The organism is Corynebacterium riegelii (genome assembly GCF_001263755.1).
GTDB lineage: Bacteria > Actinomycetota > Actinomycetes > Mycobacteriales > Mycobacteriaceae > Corynebacterium > Corynebacterium riegelii.
Genome location: NZ_CP012342.1, coordinates 622144 through 642506 on the forward strand (window position 1 = coordinate 622144; position 20363 = coordinate 642506).

Here is a 20363-nt window from a genome sequence, read left to right on the forward strand (position 1 = left end):
AATGAAGCATTTGATTGACATTGCAGACTTAAGCCGTGAGGAGATTGTTGGCCTGATGGATGAGGCCGACCGCTTCCGCGAGGCGCTTGATGGCCGCGAGATTAAGAAGCTGCCAACGCTTCGCGGACGCACCATCTTTACCTTGTTCTACGAGAACTCCACGCGCACCAGGTCTTCGTTTGAGACCGCTGGCAAGTGGATGAGTGCGGACGTGATTAACGTCTCGGCCGCTACCTCCAGTGTGAAGAAGGGGGAGTCGCTGAAAGATACGGCGTCCACGATCGCCTCGATCGGTGCTGATGCCATTGTGATGCGACACCCGTCCTCGGGCGCGCCGAATCTGCTGCGTAAGTGGCTGCCGGAAACCTCCATCATCAATGCGGGTGACGGCCAGCACCAGCACCCGACGCAGGCGCTGCTGGATGCGGTGACCATGCGTCAGCACATCGGTGATGTGCAGGGCAAGAAGGTCCTGATCGTCGGTGACATTTTGCACTCGCGCGTGGCGCGCTCCAACGTGGACTTGCTGTCCACCCTGGGAGCCGAGGTGGTGCTCGTCGCACCGCCGACGCTGCTGCCCATGGGCGTTGAGCACTGGCCGGCGCGCGTCTCCTACGACTTTGACGCAGAGATTGCGCAAGGTGCAGATGTGGTGATGATGCTGCGCGTCCAGGCTGAGCGCATGGATGGTGGCTTCTTCCCCACGCACCGAGAATACGCCACGTTGTTCGGCCTGTCCGCTCAGCGCGCGGACCAGCTGGGTCCGGAAACCCTCATCATGCACCCCGGTCCGATGCTGCGAGGCATGGAAATTAACTTCGACGTGGCTGATCGCGACAACACTGTGGTGCTCAACCAGGTCTCCAACGGTGTCTACACCCGTATGGCGGTGCTGTTTACCTTGTTGACCTCGGGTGAGGACGCGTTGGAAGGAAAGGTGAAGTAAGTGAGTACCACCGCTCTCACAAATGTGCGCCCGTATGGCGAGGACGCCACCACGGTGCTGATCCGCAACGGTGTGATTGCGCAGGTCGGACCGGACGTTGACGTCAGCGACGCCGATGAGGTCAAGGACTGTGGCGGTCTGGTCTTGCTGCCGGGCCTGGTAGATATGCACGTGCACCTGCGCGAGCCGGGCCGCGAAGATACCGAAACTATTGCCACTGGTTCGGACGCCGCGGCGAAGGGTGGTTTTACCGCCGTGTTCACCATGGCGAACACGAACCCGGTGATTGATCAGCCGTTTATTGCAGATGGTGTCTGGGACAAGGGCCAGGCCTACGGCAAGTGTGACGTCTACCCGGTGGGTTCTATCTCCAAGAACTTGGAGGGCAAAGAGCTCACTGAGATCGGCCTGATGAGCCGCGGACACGTCCGCATGTTTTCTGACGACGGTCGTTGCGTGAACGACCCGCAGCTGATGCGCCGCGCAATCGAGTACGCCAAGGCGTATGACGTGGTGTTGGCTCAGCACGCTGAGGATCACCGCATGACCGCCCACAGTGTTGCCCATGAAGGTGAGCAGGCTGCGCGTTTGGGACTGACTGGTTGGCCGCGTGTTGCGGAGGAATCCGTGGTTGCGCGTGACCTGATCATGACCCGCGACTATGGAGGGCGCTACCACCTGTGCCACGCATCTACCGCTGGCACGGTGGAGTTGCTGCGCTGGGCCAAAGCGCAGGGCATTGAGATCACCGCTGAGGTGACTCCACACCACCTGCTGCTCACCGATGAGCTGCTCGCTACCTATGACGGCAACTACCGCGTTAACCCGCCGCTTCGTGAGCACGAAGATGCGGTGGCGCTTCGGGACGCGCTGCTGGAAGGCATCGTGGACGTTGTTGCTACAGATCACGCTCCGCACGGCTCTGAAGACAAGTGCGTGGAGTTTGATCATGCGAAGCCGGGCATGCTTGGCCTTGAAACCTCGCTGGCGGCAATCCACCAGGTCTTTGTTGAATCTGGTCTGGCGGATTGGCGCTTTGTGGCCAAGGTGATGAGTGAGCGCCCCGCAGAGATTCTGCGTCTGGCGGATCAAGGCCGCCCGATCGCTGCAGGTGAGCCAGCGAACCTGACGTTGGTAAACCCGAATGACCCCTGGACTGCTCGCGGCGCTGATATGGCGTCGAAAGCTTCGAATACCCCGTACGAGGGCATGGAATTTTCCGCCCGCGTTGTTGCCACTTGGCTGCGCGGCACGCCGACCTACACCAACATTTAAGGAACCGATTATGAACGCACGTAAGAAGGCAGAGCTTGTGCTTGCCGACGGCACGTCTTTCCCCGGATACCTCTTCGGCGCTACGCCTACCGCAGAGATCTCTGGCGCAGCCACTGTAACCACCGATTTGTTTGCCTACCAGCGCGAAATGACTGACCCTGCTCGTGAGGGGCAGGTGCTTATCTTCGCTGCACCGCAGGTTGGCAACGCTGGTTGGAACGATGAGGACGTAGCCAACTCGGAGGGTCGCATCACCGTTGGGGCCGTCGTGGTGAGGGATCTCACCGCACGGGTTTCCAACTTCCGCTCGGTGCGCACCTTGGAGGAAGCGATGACCGCGCAAGGCATCAGCGGTATCTACGGGGTGGACACCCGCAAACTGGTCCGACACCTGTCTCAGACCGGCAACGAAAGCGTTGTCGCCACCCTCGTAGTCAAGGAGGAAAACTAAATGAAGCGCGATGACCTCAAGCATGTGATGGTGATCGGCTCTGGCCCGATCGTGATCGGTCAGGCTTGTGAGTTTGACTACTCGGGTACTCAGGCTTGCCGTGTGCTCAAGGATGAGGGCCTGCGTGTGACGCTGGTGAACTCTAACCCGGCGACGATCATGACGGACCCGGAGTTTGCGGACCACACCTATGTGGAGCCGATCGAGCCGGCCTACATTGACAAGATTCTGGCGCGCGAGGTAGAAGCCGGCCACAAGGTTGACGCAATCCTGCCGACGCTGGGTGGCCAGACCGCACTCAACACCGCGATCAAACTCGATCGCATGGGTATTTTGGCCAAGCACGATGTGGAGCTGATCGGCGCTGACATTGATGCGATTGAGCGTGGTGAGGACCGCCAGAAGTTCAAGGACATCGTGGAAAAGATCGGCGGCGAGTCCGCTCGCTCCCGCGTCTGCTACACCATGGAAGAGGTCGAAGAGACCGTTGCTGAGCTTGGGTTCCCGTGCGTGGTGCGCCCGTCGTTCACCATGGGCGGCCTGGGCTCCGGCCTGGCCTATGACATGGATGACCTGCACCGCATCGCCGGTGATGGTCTGACCGCCAGCCCTGAGGCGAACGTGCTGATTGAGGAGTCCATCCTTGGCTGGAAGGAAATCGAGCTTGAGCTGATCCGCGATAAGGCGGACAACTGCATCACCATCGCCACGATTGAGAACGTGGATGCGATGGGTGTGCACACCGGCGATAGCGTGACGGTGGCTCCGGCGTTGACGCTGACGGAACCCGAGGTCACTCGCCTGATCGAGCAGGGTAAGGCCATCATCCGCGAGGTTGGTGTGAAAACGGGTGGTTGCAACATCCAGTTCGCCATCAACCCGAAGGATGGCCGTCTGATCACAATCGAGATGAACCCGCGCGTGTCGCGTTCCTCGGCGCTTGCGTCCAAGGCAACGGGCTACCCGATTGCAAAGGTGGCAACCCTTCTGGCCATTGGCTACACGTTGGATGAAATCTCTAACGACATGACCGGTGGGGCGATTACGGCGCTTGAAGAGCCGACGCTGGACTACATTATTGTCAAAATGCCGCGCTTTGCCTTTGAGAAGTTCCCGGGCTCTGATGAGACGCTGGGTACCTCCATGAAGGCTGTGGGTGAGGCCATGGGTATTGGCCGCAACTACATCCAGGGCCTGAATAAGGTTATGCGCTCCATGGAGGACAAGCCGAACGGTTTCTGGACCCGTCCGGATGAGTACTTTGCGGGCGAGCGCGCAACAGATGTTGCCGCAGTACTCGAAGACCTGAAAGTGCCAACGGACAAGCGCATTTACGACGCTGAGTTGGCGCTGCGCCTGGGCGCAACCGCGGATGAGGTCTATGCCGCATCCGGTATTGACCCGTGGTTCTTGGGTGAGATGGAAACTCTGGTTGATTTCCGCAAGACCCTTGAGTCTGCGCCTGTGTTGGATGCGGATCTTTTGCGTGAGGCGAAGGCGTTTGGTCTTTCGGACGCACAGATTGCCGCACTTCGCCCGGAGCTTGCGGGCGAGGAGGGCGTGCGTTCCCTGCGCTGGTCTTTGAACATCCACCCGGTGTTCAAGACGGTCGATACCTGCGCAGGTATGTACGAAGCGAAGGTGCCGTACCTGTACTCCGCGTACGAGCTGGATCCGGATGCAGAGTGCGAAGCAGCTTCTTCTGCTTCTGCTTCGAGCGATAGCGAGAAGCAGAAGGTCATCATCTTGGGCTCCGGCCCGAACCGAATTGGCCAGGGCATTGAGTTTGATTACTCCTGTGTGCACGCAGCCCTTGAGCTGTCGCGCGTTGGCTACGAGACCGTGATGGTCAACTGCAACCCGGAGACCGTCTCCACGGACTACGACACGGCAGACCGACTCTACTTCGAGCCGCTGACCTTCGAAGACGTCATGGAGATCTACCGCGCTGAGGCTGCATCCGGCACCGTTGCCGGTGTGATTGTCCAGCTTGGTGGCCAGACTCCGCTGGGTCTTGCACAGAAGCTTGCAGACGCTGGCGTGCCTGTCGTCGGCACCACCCCTGAGGCCATCGACTCTGCTGAGGACCGTGGTGAGTTTGGCAAGGTGCTTGAGGCTGCCAACCTGCCTGCCCCGGCATACGGCACGGCGACCTCCTTTGCGGAGGCACGCGAGGTTGCCAACAACATCGGCTACCCGGTGCTGGTGCGCCCGTCGTATGTGCTGGGTGGTCGTGGCATGGAGATTGTGTACGACGAGGCGTCCCTGCACGACTACATTGACCGTGCCACGGAACTTTCCCCGGATCACCCGGTGTTGGTGGACCGCTTCTTGGATTCCGCCATTGAGATTGACGTAGACGTGCTCTCTGACGGCAACGAGGTTTACCTGGGTGGTGTAATGGAGCACATCGAGGAGGCCGGCATCCACTCCGGTGACTCTGCGTGTGCGTTGCCGCCGATGACGCTCGGCCCGGACGACATTGCCAAGGTGCGCCGCTCCGCTGAGGCGCTTGCTCACGGCATTGGGGTTAAGGGCCTGATGAACGTGCAGTTCGCTCTGAAGGATGACATTCTCTACGTCATCGAGGCCAACCCGCGTGCTTCGCGCACCGTGCCGTTCGTGTCTAAGGCAACGGGCGTGCACTTGGCCAAGGCTGCTGCCCGCGTCATGCTGGGCGCAACCATTGCGCAGCTGCGCGAGGAGGGGCTGATCCCGTCCAATTACGACGGCGGTTCGCTGCCGCTGGAACACCCGATTGCCGTGAAGGAAGCTGTCCTGCCGTTTAGCCGCTTCCGTACGCCGGAAGGCGCTGTGCTGGACACGATCCTGGGCCCAGAGATGAAGTCCACCGGCGAGGTCATGGGCGTGGCTCCGTCCTTCGGTGTCGCATACGCCAAGGCAGAAGCCGCAGCTTTTGGTGCGCTGCCGGTTGAGGGCACGGTGTTCGTCTCTGTGGCTAACCGTGACAAGCGCACCCTGATCTTCCCAATCCAGCGCCTGTCCACCATGGGCTTCCGCGTGCTGGCTACGGAGGGGACGGCACAGATGCTGCGTCGCAACGGTATCGAGTGCGAGACCGTCCTGAAGGCCTCCGAGGTCCGCGCGGGTGCGGAGGGCAAGTCTGTGGTTGATCGCATCACCGACGGTGAGATCGACCTGGTGCTCAACACCCCTGCTGGCTCTGCGGGTGCTCGCCATGACGGCTATGACATTCGCGCAGCCGCCGTAGCAGCAGGTGTGCCGATCATGACTACGGTGCAGGGCGTTACCGCCGCTGTACAGGGCATCGAGGCGCTTCGCGCTAAGGAGATCACGGTGATGAGCCTGCAGGAGCTCGACCATAAGGTTGGCAATGGGGTTCGGTAACCGTCTCGTAGAGGCAGGCCGCACGCATGGGCGCCTGTGCGTCGGCATTGACCCCCATGCGGCGCTGCTTCAGCAGTGGGGCCTTGCAAACACTGTCGACGGCTTGCGCACCTTCGCTATGACGTGTGTGGAAGCCTTCGGCGGTCACGTTGCGGCGATCAAGCCCCAGGTGGCGTTCTTCGAGCGCTTCGGCGCCCAAGGCTTCGCCGTGCTGGAGGAGACCCTTGCATCGGCGCGTGAGTTGGGAACAATCACGATTGCGGATGCCAAACGTGGCGACATCGGATCCACCATGGCCGGCTACGCCGCCGCGTGGTTGGAACCAGGCGCACCGCTGGAGGCAGACGCATTGACGCTCACGCCGTATCTGGGTGTGGGCTCGCTTGCCCCGGCGATTGAGCTTGCACAGCAACACGGCAAGGGCGTGTTCGTGATGTCTGCAAACTCCAACCCTGAGGCTGAGCAGTTTCAGAGCTCCACCTTGAACGGTGGGGTAACGGTTGCGCAGTTCATGGCTGATGAGTGCGCGAAGTTCAACGCAGATGCCGCTTTGCGTGGGGAAGTGGGGGATGTGGGTGTGGTGGTTGGCGCGACCGTCGATACGCCTCCAGCCCTTGAATCCCTCAATGCCCCGGTGCTGATGCCTGGTGTGGGTGCGCAAGGCGCGACCTTTGCAGACGTTGACCGCATTGCTGGGAAGCGTGCACACCTGGTGTTTCCAAACGTTTCGCGTTCTGTGTTGCGCCACGGACCGAATGTCAGTGACCTGCGCAATCAAGCCGTCGAGCTGGGGAAACGCGATAATTAGGAGGGGCAATTCACTACCAGGGCAAAACCCCTGGTAGTTTATTTGCGTCGATGCGTTGACATGGCGAAATGCAGTAGTCTGTAGAGCCAAGTCAATACGGCAGCACTAGATGCAGTGCTACACTAGACCGAAGCTGGCGAGTTGCAACGATGCAATTACCCGACCTGGGTATAAGGTGCTTCTCGGCAATAATGCTGAGGACAGTTAAGTAACTGGACCAGTACAAACTACGAATAAATTTTGGAGGATCCATGGCACTTCCCGAGTTGACCCCGGAGCAGCGCAAGGCAGCCCTTGAGAAGGCAGCAGAGGCACGTAAGGCACGTGCAGAGCTGAAGGCTTCCCTCAAGCGTGGCGAGACCACCCTGAAGGACGTCCTGGACAAGGCTGACACCAACGAGATCATTGGCAAGACCAAGGTCTCCGCACTGCTCGAGGCTATGCCGAAGGTGGGCAAGGTCAAGGCTCGCGAGATCATGGAGGAGCTGGAGATCGCCCAGACCCGCCGCCTGCGTGGCCTCGGTGACCGTCAGCGCCGCGCTCTGCTCGAGCGTTTCGGCTTCGACGCGTAAGAGTATACGCGCCCGTGGATACCGTGAAGAATGATGCAACGCGTGGTCGGCTGATTGTTTTGGCTGGCCCGTCCGCGGTGGGTAAATCCACCGTGGTTCAGCGCCTTGTTACTGATGTGCCGAATCTGTACTTTTCGGTGTCCATGACTACGCGTGCACCACGCCCCGGTGAGGTTGATGGCAGGGACTACTTCTTCGTCTCTCCAACTGACTTCCAGGAGCGCATTGATGCTGGCGAGATGCTGGAGTGGGCCGACATACACGGCGGCCTGCAGCGTTCCGGTACGCCGGCTGGCCCGGTGCGTGAAGCGCTGGAGGCGGGGCGACCGGTGTTGGCTGAAGTCGACCTGGTTGGCGCACGTGAAATTAAGCGGTTGATGCCTGAGGCTAAGACGGTGTTCCTTGCACCCCCGTCGTGGGAAGTGCTGGTGGAGCGTCTGACTGGTCGTGGGACTGAAACTGAGGACGTGATTAAGCGTCGTCTAGAAACTGCCCGAGGCGAGCTTGATGCCCAGCATGAGTTTGACTCCATTGTGGTCAACGACGATGTTGACCGGGCGGTTGCCGCCATTGCGGCCCTTTTGACTGATACAACAAATGAGTAGGTGTTGAGTTGAGCAACGTCACTGATGAGCTGTCGACCACTGCTGCCGCTTCCGCGGAGCGTGTGTACGACGAACCGGAGGGCATTACGGCTCCTCCGATCGATGAGCTGCTGACCAAGGTTTCGTCGAAGTACGCATTGGTCATCTTTGCGGCCAAGCGTGCTCGCCAGATCAACAGCTTCTACCAGAACTCTGATGAGGGTGTGTTCGAGTTTATCGGCCCCCTGGTCAACCCAGAGCCGGGCGAGAAGCCGCTGTCTATCGCGCTGCGTGAGATCCAGGCGGGTCTTCTGGAGCACGAAGAAGGCAACTAAGCTTTCGTACCTCGGTTTTCTATAACCGCGCACTTCGCCGCAGCTGGCGGGTGCGCGGTTTTTGCGTTGCGTAGACTTTATGCCCATGAGCAAAAGCAACGTAGTGATCGGTATTGCTGGCGGCATCGCGGCCTACAAGGCATGCGGGGTGATTCGGGAGTTCACGGAGACCGGGGACAACGTGAAGGTGGTGCCGACACCAAACGCACTGCGCTTTGTTGGGGCTGCAACGTTAGAGGCGCTGTCCGGAAACCCGGTGGACACTGAGGTGTTTAGCCGTGTGGATGAAGTCCAGCATGTTCGGGTGGGCCAGGAGGCTGACCTGATTGTCATTGCTCCGGCAACAGCTGACTTGATTGCGCGCCTAGCCGCGGGGCGTGCTGATGATCTGTTGACTTCGACGGTGCTGGTAGCAACGTGTCCCGTTGTGTTGGCGCCTGCGATGCACACGGAGATGTGGCTTAACCCAGCCACGCAGGAGAATGTGGCAACGCTTCGTCGCCGCGGGGTAACGGTGCTAGAACCGGCACACGGCAGGCTGACTGGTAAGGACACTGGTCCAGGTCGGATGCTTGAGCCGTCGCAAATCGCCCAGCTTGCTCGTACGGTGTTGGCAACGGGCCCAATCCAACGAAGCTTGGAAGGCAAGCGCGTACTGATTAGCGCTGGCGGTACGCAGGAGAACATTGACCCGGTGCGCTTCATTGGAAACCGTTCCTCGGGTAGGCAGGGCTTTGCGCTTGCAGACGTTGCGGTGCACCGCGGCGCCGACGTCACCATTGTTGCTGGCAATACAGACGCGTTGGATACCCCTGCTGGTGCTGAGGTTGTGCGCGTGCGCTCAACCGCTGAGCTGGAGGAGGCCATGAACGCGCGTGCGGCGGAGGCGGACGTGGTGATTATGGCGGCGGCCGTTGCAGACTATCGCCCTGCGCAAGAGGCGACGAGCAAGCTGAAGAAGGGCCAAGCCGATGACTCGCTGTCTACGCTGCACTTGGTGGAAAATCCCGATGTGCTGCGCGGGCTGGTTGAGCGTCGTCAGGCGGGGGAGACGGACGCTGTCATTGTTGGATTTGCCGCTGAGACCGATAACCCATTGGAGTTTGGGCGTGCGAAGCTTACACGCAAGGGTGCAGATTTGCTGATGGTCAACGCTGTTACGGGCGGCAAGGTCTTTGGTGAGTCCCACAATGAAGGTTGGATTCTTGGTGCGGACGGCTCAGAAACCGAAGTGCCCCAAGGCTCAAAGCACGAGGTAGCGGTAGCAATTTGGGATGCGATTGAGGCCTACTGAAATTAATGGACCGCCCAGCTTTGCCAACTTAGACCGCTTGGTCTAGTGTGTTGGGCATGTCTGAACAGCACAATGGCACGTCTCAGGGTACGTTCCACCGCCTCTTCACCAGTGAGTCCGTGACTGAGGGCCACCCCGATAAGATCTGTGACTCCATCTCGGATGCCATCTTGGATGACATGCTTGCCCAAGACCCGAAGTCACGCGTGGCGGTTGAGACCCTCGTGACAACCGGTCAGGTGCACGTAGTGGGGGAGGTGCGCACCAGCGCGTATTCCAACATTGCCAAGATTGTGCGCGATCGCTTGGTAGAGATCGGTTTTACGTCCTCCGAGGTTGGCTTTGACGGACACACGTGTGGCGTCAACGTAGCTATTGGTGACCAGTCGGAGGAAATCTCCGCGGGTGTGACCACCTCCCAGGAGGTGCGCGAGCACGCCTCCAAGGAGGAGCTTGCGCAGTCTGGTGCTGGTGATCAGGGCCTGATGTTCGGCTACGCCACGGATGAAACTCCGGAGTACATGCCGCTGCCGATCGCTACCGCGCATCACCTGAGCCGTCGCTTGGCTCAGGTGCGCCACGAAGGCATTGTGAGCGGGCTTCGCCCGGACGGTAAGACTCAGGTCACCTTTGCTTATGACGGGGAGACCCCGGTGCACTTGGATACCGTGGTGATTTCCACCCAGCACGACCCGGACTTCACTGGCGATGAGCTTGCCGCGGCAATGCGTAAACACGTGCTTGAGTGGGTGGTTGAAGACGCTGGGCTGGGCGCCTTCTACAACGAAGACACGAAGCTTTTGGTTAACCCGTCCGGATCTTTCGTCCTGGGTGGCCCGATGGGTGATGCGGGTCTGACGGGCCGCAAGATCATCGTGGATACCTACGGCGGCATGGCTCGCCACGGCGGTGGCGCGTTTTCCGGCAAGGACCCCTCAAAGGTGGACCGTTCCGCGGCTTATGCCATGCGCTGGGTTGCAAAGAACATTGTCGCCGCAGGCTTGGCCAAGCGCGTTGAGGTCCAGGTGGCCTACGCTATTGGCCGCGCGAACCCGGTGGGCTTGTACGTGGAAACCTTTGGCACGGCGGTTGACGGACAGAGCAGTGAATCCATCCAGCAGGCTGTACAGAAGGTCTTTGACCTGCGCCCAGATGCGATCATTCAGGAGCTCGATCTGCTTCGCCCAATCTACGCTCAGACGGCAACCTATGGCCACTTTGGACGTACGGATATTGACCTCCCGTGGGAGCGCCTAGACAAGGTTGAGGAGCTCAAGCGCGCAGCGGGAATCTAGGACTCCTGCTCTTCCCACTTCGCTTTTTCGGCGTCGGACTTCTTCTTGTTGCGTAACGCGACGACGCCGATGACAATGCCGATGAGTACGGGGACCCAGATTTTTGAGTACTCCAAAAGCCAAGCCACCCAGTAGGGCAGGTCCGGCAGGTCCGGCAAAGCAATATTCGGCGTTGGCAACCTCACCTGTGGAAGCTGTGGTACTGGCAAGTCAACGTGGGGTAGCCGGATCTGCGGCAGGGTGAAGTCCGGCAGATCAATATCTGGCAGGTACTGCGCAATCCAGGCAAGAAAACGCCCGATGACAGGCGGAAGCAGCAACGCAGCCAGCGCCCAACCACCTTTTCCGATGCCCTGTGCGATGGGGAAGAGGGTGCGCTTGATGTTGCTGGATTCCATGGCTTGGCGGCGGCGCGCGCCCCGAGATCCTTCCGGCGGATCAAATTCCACTATGGTTTTGCCCTCGCGGTAATCCACCTCCAGCAGTTCTTTGAATATGTTGAAAGTGAGGTTGAGATTCGGTTTCGCGCGGTCAACGCCGAAGTGCGTCATTATTTTCAGTGCATCTTTAGAGCCTTGGCCGAATAGAGGGATTCGCCCGGAATCTAGATCCTGGTACTGTGTTTGCACCTCACCGTTAACGCGGACTTCCAGCCGCGTCGGCGGCCTGGGAAATCCCGCACGCAGTCGTTCTGCCACGCTGCCGTTGGCGGGTATGTGCTTGATCAATTCGGGATGCTCGACGAATTGCTCTGGCAGCTCACCTGGCCACGAGGGGTCGGTTTCCAAAAACTCGTTATCGTAGCCTATACGCACTTCGATCAGGCCGTGTTCGGGATGGTTGAGGCTCCAAGTTTCCACAGGTGTCCTTTCCTGGCTACTTGTTGGCGCCAGCGCTTACGCGGCCACCGATCACGCCACCGATTACGCCGCCGAGCCAGCTGCACAGTCCAGCGATGGCAACGCAACCAATGCCATACACAAAGGTTCCCTCGTTGAGGTAGAGCACCTTGGCAAGCCAAAAGCCAACCCCGCACAGTAAGGGGATGGAATACGTGGGGCGGAACAACGTGGCGTCGATAAGCGAAACAAGCCCTGCGGTGCCGAAGAGAAACACGATCGTTGCTGCAGGAGCGCTGCTGCCGGCCGCCGGGATGAGCACAAGCGGTACCAGCACATATGCTGCAAGCAGAAGGTACGGCATGGCTTTGATCCAGCCGCGGCGTGGTTGCTCTTCAGTTTCAGTCATGAGGAACAGTCTACGGGCGGTGCGAGTAGACGCGACCCGCCTGGGGCGAGGTGATCATCTGGTCCAAGGAGACCGGGCGAAGCCCCTTCGCGCGCAGCCCGTCGATGATGCATGGAACCGCGTCCACCGTGGGGCCGTGGATGTCATGCATTAACACCACAGAGCCTGGGCGCGATTGCTGCACGGCAACCGCGCACGTTTTCGTGGCGTTGCGGTGCTTCCAATCAAGCGTGTCCACGTCCCACAGGGCGACCGCCATGCCGCGGCTTTGAGACGCAGCCGTCACTCGCGCGTCATACTCGCCGTAGGGCGGGCGCATCCACCGGGGGTTCTGGCCGGTGGTGTTGCGAATCGCTGCATTGGTGCCGTCGAGCTGGCGGTTGATACCGTCCTGGGACAGGCGTGGCAGCACCGGGTGGTCCACGGTGTGGTTGCCAATGGTGTGGCCGCCGTTGCGAATGCGCTGCACGGTCTTCGGGTACTTGCGGGCATTGTTGCCTACAACGAAAAAGGACGCCTTGACGTTCTTCTTATCCAGGATGTCCAAGAGACGCTCAGTGTCGGGCACGGGGCCGTCATCAAAAGTCAGCGCCACGCAGTTCGCGCAGGAGTCCGGCGCAGGTGTTGGCTCATGAGCGCTCTCACGCTCAGGCTCCGTCGGGGGAGCTGGGTGCGAAGGCGGTGCCGGTTCGACCGGGCGAAGCTCGTTCGGAATCGCGCTGCGCACCTGTGGGGGTAGGGCATTGAAGCCTTGCCGCCATGCGTCATTCATCGCCTGCGAGCTTCGCGCACCGATATCGCTGGAGGCCGAAGCATGGACATCAATAGTCGGCGCAACAAGAGCAAGAGAGCACAACGCGGCGGCAACGGCGCGCGAAACACGATTCATCTTTGGGTCAAACTCACAGTAAAAGCGAACGATTCCTACAGCCAGAGAGTATGCGCCGGACGCCTCAAGATAGCCAATCGGGGGCGTGTGGCAGGTTTCATTAGAATCTCACTGCATGTCCCAAAACCAAGCTGTCGCACAACCCGTGGTTCGGGTATTGCCGCTGCTTGGTTTGGCGCACCTGGACAGGGAGTTTGACTACCTGGTTTCTGAGGCCGATTCGGCAGCCGCGCGCCCGGGGGTGAAGGTGCGTATCCGCTTCGCCGGTCGCCTGGTGGATGCGCTGGTGCTGGAGCGCGCCTCCACCTCTACACACGAGGGTAAGTTGCGGTTCATCGAGCGGGTTATCTCGACGGAGGTAGTAGCCCCCAGGGAGCTTCGTTTGCTTATCGACGCTTTAGCTAACCGCTACAGCGCCACCCGCTCCGACCTCTACCGCGCTGCGATCCCGACGCGCCACGCCAAAGCTGAAGAGACGGACACCTCAACCCCGTGGCCGGAGTTGGGCCAGGCGGAGGAGCCGGATTTGTCGGCGTGGAGCGCCTATGAGTTCGGCGAGTCGTTTGTGGATGCAGTGTTGGGCGGCGCGGTGGCACGCGCCGCGTGGCAAGTAGCGCCGGGGGATGACTGGGCGGCAGCTGTTGCGTCGCTTGTGGTCAAAGTGGCGCTTGAGGGGTCGTCGGCGCTGGTGGTAGTGCCGGATCAGCGTGATGTGGACCGGGTTGAGGCGGCGTTGCGTGAGCTGGTGTCGGCGAAGCAGGTGACAACGCTGACCGCGTCCCAAGGCCCGCAGGCGCGTTACTCGCGCTACCTGTCTGTGATCCATGGGCAGGCGCGGATTGTGGTGGGTACGCGTTCGGCGGCGTTTGCGCCGATGCGAAACCTGCGGCTGATGGTGGTGATGTTTGATGGGGATGATTCGCTGGTGGATCCCCGCGAGCCGTATTTTCATGCGCGTGAGGTGTTGACTACGCGCTCGGGGATCGAGCATGCGTCGTTAATCATCGGCGGGCATACCCGCACCGCCGAGACGCAGTTGTTGGTGGAAAGCGGCTGGATGCATAGCCTGGTGGCTCCGCGTGAGGCGTTGCGTGCGCGGATGCCGCGCATTCATGCAGCCGGGGATTCCGATTTTGAGCTGGAGCGCGACCCGCGGGCACGCCAGGCTCGCTTGCCCTCGGTGGCGTTTCAGGCGGCGGCGCACGCGTTGGAGCGCGACCAGCCTGTGCTCTTCCAGGTGCCGCGTACGGGCTACATCCAAACGTTGGCGTGTGGCACATGTCGTGCGCCGTCGCGGTGCCGTTGGTGCATGGGCCCGCTTGGATTGCCGTCGAGTGGTGAGGCGGCGGCGCCGACCTGTCGCTGGTGTGGGCGTATAGACGCGCAGCATGTGTGCCCGTCGTGCGGTTCGCGCAAGGTGCGCGCCGTGGTGGTGGGAACGGAGCGCACTGCTGAAGAGTTGGGGCGCGCGTTTGCAAAGTACCGGGTGGTTACCTCCTGGGGTGAGAAGGTGCACGACACGGTGCCTGATAAGGCCGCAATTGTGGTGGCTACGCCCGGCGCGGAGCCGCGGGCAGACTACGGTGCTGCGGTGTTGCTGGACACGTGGGCGCTGCTGCAGCGGCCGGACCTGCGCGCTGTGGAGGATGCGTTTGCGCGTTGGGCTGCGGCCGCCACGCTTGTGCGCCACGAGGGGGAAGTGGTGGTGGTTGCGGATCCGGCGCTGCCCGCCGTGCAGCATCTGATCCGCTGGGACATGCCCGGTTTTGCCGCCCTTGAGCTTGCGCAGCGCCGCGACGCACGCTTCCCGCCCGCAGTGCACATTGCGCTTGTAGACGCTCCGCGGGCCGCCCTCGACGACTTCTTTAACAATGTGGATCTGCCTGCCCATGCGGAGCTGCTTGGGCCCGTGGACTTGCCGCAAGGGGAACACTTGCCGGGCGAATGGGACGTTGCACAGTTTGGGCCTGCGCAGCGGATGCTGGTGCGCGCGCCGCTAGCTGGGCGAAACGCGCTTGGGATGGCGCTTCGCGCAGGCCTAGTCAGCCGTGGTGCGCGAAGAGCGGACCTGCCGCTGAGGGTGCAGGTCAATCCGATCAACATCGGATAAGTTAAAGCGCATGGTAAACCTCCCTGTTCGTTTGTTTGGAGACCCCGTGCTGACCACTCCCGCTGCGGAGGTGACAGTCTTCGACGCGTCGTTGCGCAAACTTGCACATGACATGTTGGAGACCATGGATGCAGCCGGTGGCGTCGGGCTTGCTGCCAACCAGGTCGGGGTGCTCAAGCGTGTGTTTACCTATGACTGCCAGGGGTTAAGGGGAGTGTTGGTGAATCCCACGTGGGCGTCGATAAGCAACAAGCTCCAGGTGGGACCTGAAGGGTGCCTGTCTATCCCCGGAGTACGAGCGGAGGTCCCACGCCACGACACGGTGGTGGCGCGCGGTGTCGATGTGGAGGGCAAACCGGTTGCAATTCGAGCATCAGGGTTGCTGGCACGCTGCATCCAGCACGAGAGCGATCACCTCGACGGGGTACTGTTCCTTACACGTATGGAACCTGCGGTGCGCGCGGCGGCGATGGCTGAGATTCGCGCCGCTGAGTGGTCGCAGCAGCGGTCATAACAGCAGGTTAGAGAAAGAGGAAAGGCAAGATATGCGCTTGGTGTTTGCCGGCACGCCGGAGCCTGCGGTGGAGTCGTTGCAACAGCTCATCGATTCCCAGCACGAGGTGGTTGCGGTGCTGACCCGACCGGATGCAAGGAAAGGACGCGGCCGCACGCTGCACCCCTCACCGGTCAAGGAACTCGCGCTCAAGCACGGCATTGAGGTGCTCACGCCGGTGACCTTGAAAGACAATGAGGAGATCCGCCAGCGTTTGCGCGAGCTTGCGCCTGACTGCATCCCAGTTGTGGCTTACGGCAACCTGATCCCAGAAGGCATGCTGGACATTGCCACACACGGATGGGTGAACCTGCACTTTTCGCTTCTGCCGCAGTGGCGCGGCGCGGCACCGGTGCAGCACTCGATCTTGAGCGGTGAGACAGCAACCGGGGCCACCGTTTTTCGGATTGACCAGGGCTTGGATACCGGCGAGATCCTCAACGTGCTGCCGGATGAGATTGCCCCAGACGATACTTCTGACGTACTGCTTGGCCGCCTTGCACGCCGCGGCGCAGCAACCCTGGTGGAGACTATGGACGGGCTTGAAAACGGCATGATTACTCCGCGCGCTCAGGAGGGCGAGGCCAGCTACGCCTCCAAGATCGCGGTGGATGATGCGCGAATTACCTGGTCAAAGCCCGCAGCAGAGATCGATCGCGCCATTCGCGCCTATACGTCTGCCCCTGGAGCGTGGACCACGCTTGGTGGGCAGCGGGTCAAGGTGGAGCCGGTAGTGCTTGCAGAGACGGATTCGCTGGCGCCGGGGGAGGTTGCGGCTGGCAAAAAGGAGGTCCGCGTAGGCACCGGTACGGCGGATGTTGTGTTGACGCGGATCCAGCCCCCAGGCAAAAAGATGATGAACGCGGCCGATTGGGCGCGCGGACTTCGTGCAGATGAGCAGGTGGTGTTCGAGTGAGCGGTGGATTTAGGTCCCGCGCAGCGGGTCGCAGGCAGGAGCCGAAGCGGCCAACTGGGTTTGCGGAGCAGCAGAAGCAACAGAAACAACAGCGCCAGCAGAAGCAGCAGAAGAAGCAGCCGGAAGGCACCGGCAGGCAGCGCTACAGCGTGAAGTCACGCCCGGCGTCTATCGGTGATGCGCCGCGCGAGGCAGCGTTTGAAACGGTGCTGCGCGTCACCCGTGACGGAGCGTTTGCCAACCTGACGCTGCCTGGCCTGCTACGTGAGCGCAAGATCACTGGCCGTGACGCCGCCTTTGCCACGGAGCTGACCTACGGAACCCTGCGCACCATGGGTGTGTTGGATGAGGTGATTGGGGCGAATTCTTCGCGTCCCGTTGCGCAGATCAACCCCGAGGTGTTGGCGGCGCTTCGCCTTGGTGCGTACCAGGTGCTCTACATGCGTGTGGAAAACCACGCGGCGGTAGATACATCGGTTCGCCTGGTGGAGGCCGCGAACCAGGACAAAGCGAAGGGCTTTGCCAACGGTGTGCTGCGCTCCATCACGCGTACCCCGGTTGAGGAGTGGCTGGCCAAGTTCGACCGTAACCACGCGCACCCGGAGTGGATTGTAAAGAGCTTCGCTGCCGCACTCGGTGATGCGGCGGAAGCTGAGCTCGACTCCGCACTGAAGGCGGATTCCGAACGCCCAATCGTGCACCTGGTTGCGCGCCCCGGCGAGATCACCGCAGAAGAGTTGGCGCTGACCACTGGCGGGCGCCAAGGCAAGTACTCGCCGTACGCCGTCTACTTGGAAGAGGGGGATCCGGGCCAGCTGCAGGAGGTCCGCGACGGTCTTGCGGGTGTGCAGGACGAAGGTTCACAGCTCATCGCCCGTGCGCTGGCGGAAGTGCCGGTGGACAACGATCAAGGCCGCTGGCTAGACCTGTGCGCAGGCCCCGGCGGCAAGGCGGCGCTCACCGGAGCGATTGCCGCTATCGATGGAGCACACGTGGACGCAGTCGAGGTTGCCCCACACCGCGCAGACCTGATCCGCAAGGCAGTAGGCAACCTGCCGGTGACGGTGAAAGTTGCAGATGGTCGCGACCCAGGTCTCGAAGCAGGCAGCTACGACCGCGTGCTCGTGGACGCGCCGTGCTCTGGCCTTGGCGCACTGCGGCGCCGCCCGGAAGCTCGCTGGGTGAAGACGGAAGACGACATCGCGGAGCTGAACACCTTGCAGTCCGAGCTGCTGGCGTCCGCGGTCAATCTGGCAAAGCCGGGTGGTGTAATCGTGTACTCCACCTGTAGTCCGGATGTGAGGGAGACGCGCGGGATCGTCGATAAACAAAAGGCTCTTGGCAATGTGGAGGAGCTCGACGCACGTCCGTACGCCATGGACAATGTTGGCGAGGGCCCGAGTGTGCAGATGTGGCCGCACCGACACGGCACCGATGCCATGTTTTTCGCAGTGTTGCGCAAGCTACCCTAGAGGCATGATTTACATTGCACCGTCGATTCTGGCGGCAGACTATGCGGCGCTTGGTGAGGACGTGCGGAAGGTGGCAAACGCCGACCTGATTCACGTGGACATCATGGACGGCCACTTTGTTCCTAACCTTTCTTTCGGCCCGGATGTGACCAAGGCTGTCAATGGTGTGACGGAGCAGTTCCTGGACATGCACCTGATGATTGAGCAGCCGGAGAGGTGGTTTGAAACCTACGCTGCGGCCGGTGGTGACAGGATGGTCTTCCACGTTGAGGCAGTGGATGACCACGTTGCCGCGGCGCGTCAGTGCAAGGAGCTTGGCGTGCAGTCCGGTTTTGCTATTAAGCCGGGCACTGCCGTGGAGCCCTACCTGGATAGCCTTGAGCACTTCGACGAGGTCATGGTCATGAGCGTGGAGCCCGGTTTCGGCGGCCAGAAGTTCATGCCGGAGGTGTTGTCGAAGGTAATGACCTTGCGTGACGCGATTGCGCAGCAGGGCCTAGACACCATCATTGGTATTGACGGCGGTATTTCCGGCGAGACCATCGCTCAGGCCGCAGCTGCAGGCGTTGACGCGTTTGTGGCTGGTAGTGCGGTGTTTGGTGCGGATAACCCGGCTGAGGCTGTGGAGCGTTTGCGCGAGCTCGCGCGTGAAGCTCGTGCATCCTGAGTGGCTGATAGAAGGTATCGTCGCCGCAATCCAGGCAGGTGAGTCGGTCCGCGGCAACACCTCGCCGAATCCGCCAGTGGGCTGCTTGCTAATCGACGCCTCCGGTAACGCCATCGCCAGCGGCGCCACGCAACCTGCAGGCGGCGCTCACGCGGAGGCGGTTGCGCTGCGTGAGGCGGGCGAGCGTGCTCGGGGCGCGACGGCGATTGTGACCCTGGAGCCGTGCAACCACACCGGCCGTACCGGCCCGTGCGCGCAGGCCTTGGTTGACGCCGGCGTGGCAGAGGTGGTTTACCTAGTGGCCGATCCCAACCCAGTTGCCGCAGGTGGAGCGCAGTATCTGCGTGAGCACGGTGTGAAGGTGACCCACATGCCGAATCCGGTTGGGGCGCTTGAGCCGTGGCTGACAGCCACGCGCCTGGGCAGGCCGGCGGTGACGTGGAAGTACGCAGCAACCGCGGACGGATTCACCGCTGCCGCAGACGGCACGAGTCAGTGGATCACCGGTGACGAGGCGCGTGAGTTTGCGCACGAGGACCGCGCGACGCGAGACGCGATCATCGTAGGCAGTGGCACCGCGCTGGCAGACCAGCCGAAGCTGACAGCACGCAAACCCGACGGCACGTTGTATGAGCATCAGCCTCGCTGCGTGGTGATTGGCTCGCGGGCAGCCGCGGGCGAGATCCCAGGCGACTACGAGTGCTACGCCACCCCGCAGGAAGCCCTGCAGGCACTGTGGGACACCGGCGCGCGCGACGTGCTGCTTGAGGGCGGGGCCGGCCTGGCCCACAGCTTCCTGGCTGCGGACTTGGTGGATATGGTGCAGGCCTACATTGCGCCGATGTTCCTTGGGACTGGGCGGGGAGTGCTGGCCGGACCGGTTGCGGAAACGCTTGCGGATGCCCGCCGGTTTGCCCCGGTTCGCACCATGTTGTTAGGCAAAGACGTAATTTTTGAGATGAAAAGGCAGGCGTAAGGCGTATGTTTACGGGTTTGGTGGAGGAACGAGGTCACGTGGACAAGCTTGAGCAGCTTGAAGACGCGGTACGGGTCCACATTCACGCCCCGCTGGTGACCTCCGATGCACGCCCAGGCGACTCGATTGCCGTAGATGGGGTGTGCCTGACTGTCGTGGACCTGGCAGACGGCACATTTAGCGCAGACGTGATGCGCGAGAGCCTTGAGCGCTCCCGCATTGGCAGCTACCAGGAGGGCACGGTAGTGAACCTGGAACGCGCGCTTCTGGCTACCCAGCGCTTGGGCGGCCACATTGTGCAAGGCCACGTGGATGGCACGACAACGCTTTTGAGCCGCACGCCGTCTGAGCACTGGGAGGTCTTCCGCTTCGGGCTGCCGGAGGCATTGGCCCGCTATGTGGTGGAAAAAGGCTCCATTACGGTCAATGGCACCTCGCTGACTGTTTCCGCCGTTGGCGGCGACTGGTTCGAGGTCAGCCTCATCCCAACCACACTGCGCGAAACCACCGCGGGCGAGCTGGAAGTAGGCGAAACGGTGAACCTTGAGGTGGACGTCGTGGCCAAGTACGTTGAGAAAATGGTGCGGAACTAAGGTTGGCCAG

General features: G+C 61.3%; 20 protein-coding genes. 17 read left to right on the forward strand and 3 right to left on the reverse strand.

From position 1 onward, the window contains the following. Window position 1: 1 nt before the first annotated feature. From AK829_RS03005 to metK, 10 genes are all read left to right on the forward strand, one after another. Window positions 2-946 (forward strand): aspartate carbamoyltransferase catalytic subunit, encoded by a 945-nt coding sequence (locus tag AK829_RS03005; protein ID WP_052204125.1) that lies wholly within the window; start codon window positions 2-4, stop codon window positions 944-946. After that, window positions 947-2221 carry a dihydroorotase gene (locus tag AK829_RS03010; RefSeq protein ID WP_052204127.1) on the forward strand — a complete coding sequence of 425 codons (1275 nt, stop codon included), beginning with the start codon at window positions 947-949 and terminating at the stop codon, window positions 2219-2221. It abuts the gene before it with no gap. Between the two features lie 10 nt (window positions 2222-2231). Further along, window positions 2232-2672, forward strand: a complete 441-nt coding sequence (locus tag AK829_RS03015; protein ID WP_052204128.1) for a carbamoyl-phosphate synthase domain-containing protein — start codon at window positions 2232-2234, stop codon at window positions 2670-2672. Continuing rightward, a complete protein-coding gene (gene carB, locus AK829_RS03020; protein WP_052204130.1) occupies window positions 2673-6041 on the forward strand; it encodes a carbamoyl-phosphate synthase large subunit in 3369 nt (1122 codons plus the stop codon). It begins immediately after the preceding gene. Beyond that, window positions 6028-6849 (forward strand): orotidine-5'-phosphate decarboxylase, encoded by an 822-nt coding sequence (gene pyrF / locus AK829_RS03025; RefSeq protein ID WP_052204132.1) that lies wholly within the window; start codon window positions 6028-6030, stop codon window positions 6847-6849. The genes carB and pyrF overlap by 14 nt, the downstream gene beginning before the upstream one ends. A gap of 251 nt (window positions 6850-7100) precedes the next feature. Further along, the gene (gene mihF / locus AK829_RS03030; protein WP_052204133.1) at window positions 7101-7421 is read left to right on the forward strand and encodes an integration host factor, actinobacterial type; all 321 of its coding nucleotides are present in this window, start codon (window positions 7101-7103) and stop codon (window positions 7419-7421) included. 23 nt (window positions 7422-7444) lie between these two features. After that, on the forward strand, window positions 7445-8026 hold the full coding sequence (gene gmk, locus AK829_RS03035; RefSeq protein ID WP_052206351.1) for a guanylate kinase: 582 nt from the start codon (window positions 7445-7447) through the stop codon (window positions 8024-8026). Between the two features lie 8 nt (window positions 8027-8034). Further along, window positions 8035-8340 carry a DNA-directed RNA polymerase subunit omega gene (gene rpoZ / locus AK829_RS03040; RefSeq protein WP_052204135.1) on the forward strand — a complete coding sequence of 102 codons (306 nt, stop codon included), beginning with the start codon at window positions 8035-8037 and terminating at the stop codon, window positions 8338-8340. 85 nt (window positions 8341-8425) lie between these two features. After that, window positions 8426-9634 carry a bifunctional phosphopantothenoylcysteine decarboxylase/phosphopantothenate--cysteine ligase CoaBC gene (gene coaBC, locus AK829_RS03045; RefSeq protein ID WP_052206352.1) on the forward strand — a complete coding sequence of 403 codons (1209 nt, stop codon included), beginning with the start codon at window positions 8426-8428 and terminating at the stop codon, window positions 9632-9634. 56 nt (window positions 9635-9690) lie between these two features. Next, the gene (gene metK, locus AK829_RS03050; protein ID WP_052204138.1) at window positions 9691-10929 is read left to right on the forward strand and encodes a methionine adenosyltransferase; all 1239 of its coding nucleotides are present in this window, start codon (window positions 9691-9693) and stop codon (window positions 10927-10929) included. Here metK and AK829_RS12395 read toward each other — a convergent pair. Genes AK829_RS12395 through AK829_RS03065 form a run of 3 tightly spaced genes read right to left on the reverse strand, consistent with a single transcriptional unit; the run spans window position 10926 to window position 13066 of the window. After that, complete coding sequence (locus tag AK829_RS12395) at window positions 10926-11789, reverse strand: hypothetical protein (protein ID WP_052204139.1); 864 nt, start codon at window positions 11787-11789, stop codon at window positions 10926-10928. The genes metK and AK829_RS12395 overlap by 4 nt on opposite strands. 16 nt (window positions 11790-11805) lie before the next feature. Continuing rightward, a complete protein-coding gene (locus AK829_RS03060; protein ID WP_052204140.1) occupies window positions 11806-12177 on the reverse strand; it encodes a hypothetical protein in 372 nt (123 codons plus the stop codon). Window positions 12178-12187: 10 nt separating this feature from the next. After that, window positions 12188-13066: a polysaccharide deacetylase family protein gene (locus tag AK829_RS03065; RefSeq protein WP_052204142.1), complete on the reverse strand. Its 879-nt coding sequence runs from the start codon at window positions 13064-13066 to the stop codon at window positions 12188-12190. A 115-nt stretch (window positions 13067-13181) separates the two neighbouring features. Between AK829_RS03065 and AK829_RS03070 the strand changes: the two genes are divergently transcribed. Genes AK829_RS03070 through AK829_RS03100 form a run of 7 tightly spaced genes read left to right on the forward strand, consistent with a single transcriptional unit; the run spans window position 13182 to window position 20353 of the window. Beyond that, entirely contained in the window at window positions 13182-15176 is a 1995-nt protein-coding gene (locus AK829_RS03070; RefSeq protein WP_052204144.1) for a primosomal protein N', read from the forward strand. Between the two features lie 10 nt (window positions 15177-15186). Further along, entirely contained in the window at window positions 15187-15690 is a 504-nt protein-coding gene (def, locus tag AK829_RS03075; RefSeq protein WP_052204147.1) for a peptide deformylase, read from the forward strand. A 31-nt stretch (window positions 15691-15721) separates the two neighbouring features. Continuing rightward, entirely contained in the window at window positions 15722-16645 is a 924-nt protein-coding gene (gene fmt, locus AK829_RS03080) for a methionyl-tRNA formyltransferase (RefSeq protein ID WP_052204149.1), read from the forward strand. Beyond that, window positions 16642-18117, forward strand: coding sequence for an RsmB/NOP family class I SAM-dependent RNA methyltransferase (locus AK829_RS03085; RefSeq protein ID WP_052204151.1), 1476 nt, complete (start codon window positions 16642-16644; stop codon window positions 18115-18117). The genes fmt and AK829_RS03085 overlap by 4 nt, the downstream gene beginning before the upstream one ends. Before the next feature lie 4 nt (window positions 18118-18121). After that, window positions 18122-18784 carry a ribulose-phosphate 3-epimerase gene (gene rpe, locus AK829_RS03090; protein WP_083278981.1) on the forward strand — a complete coding sequence of 221 codons (663 nt, stop codon included), beginning with the start codon at window positions 18122-18124 and terminating at the stop codon, window positions 18782-18784. Next, window positions 18765-19760, forward strand: coding sequence for a bifunctional diaminohydroxyphosphoribosylaminopyrimidine deaminase/5-amino-6-(5-phosphoribosylamino)uracil reductase RibD (ribD, locus tag AK829_RS03095; protein WP_052204156.1), 996 nt, complete (start codon window positions 18765-18767; stop codon window positions 19758-19760). The genes rpe and ribD overlap by 20 nt, the downstream gene beginning before the upstream one ends. A 5-nt stretch (window positions 19761-19765) precedes the next feature. Next, window positions 19766-20353 carry a riboflavin synthase gene (locus tag AK829_RS03100; protein ID WP_052204158.1) on the forward strand — a complete coding sequence of 196 codons (588 nt, stop codon included), beginning with the start codon at window positions 19766-19768 and terminating at the stop codon, window positions 20351-20353. Window positions 20354-20363 lie beyond the last annotated feature (10 nt).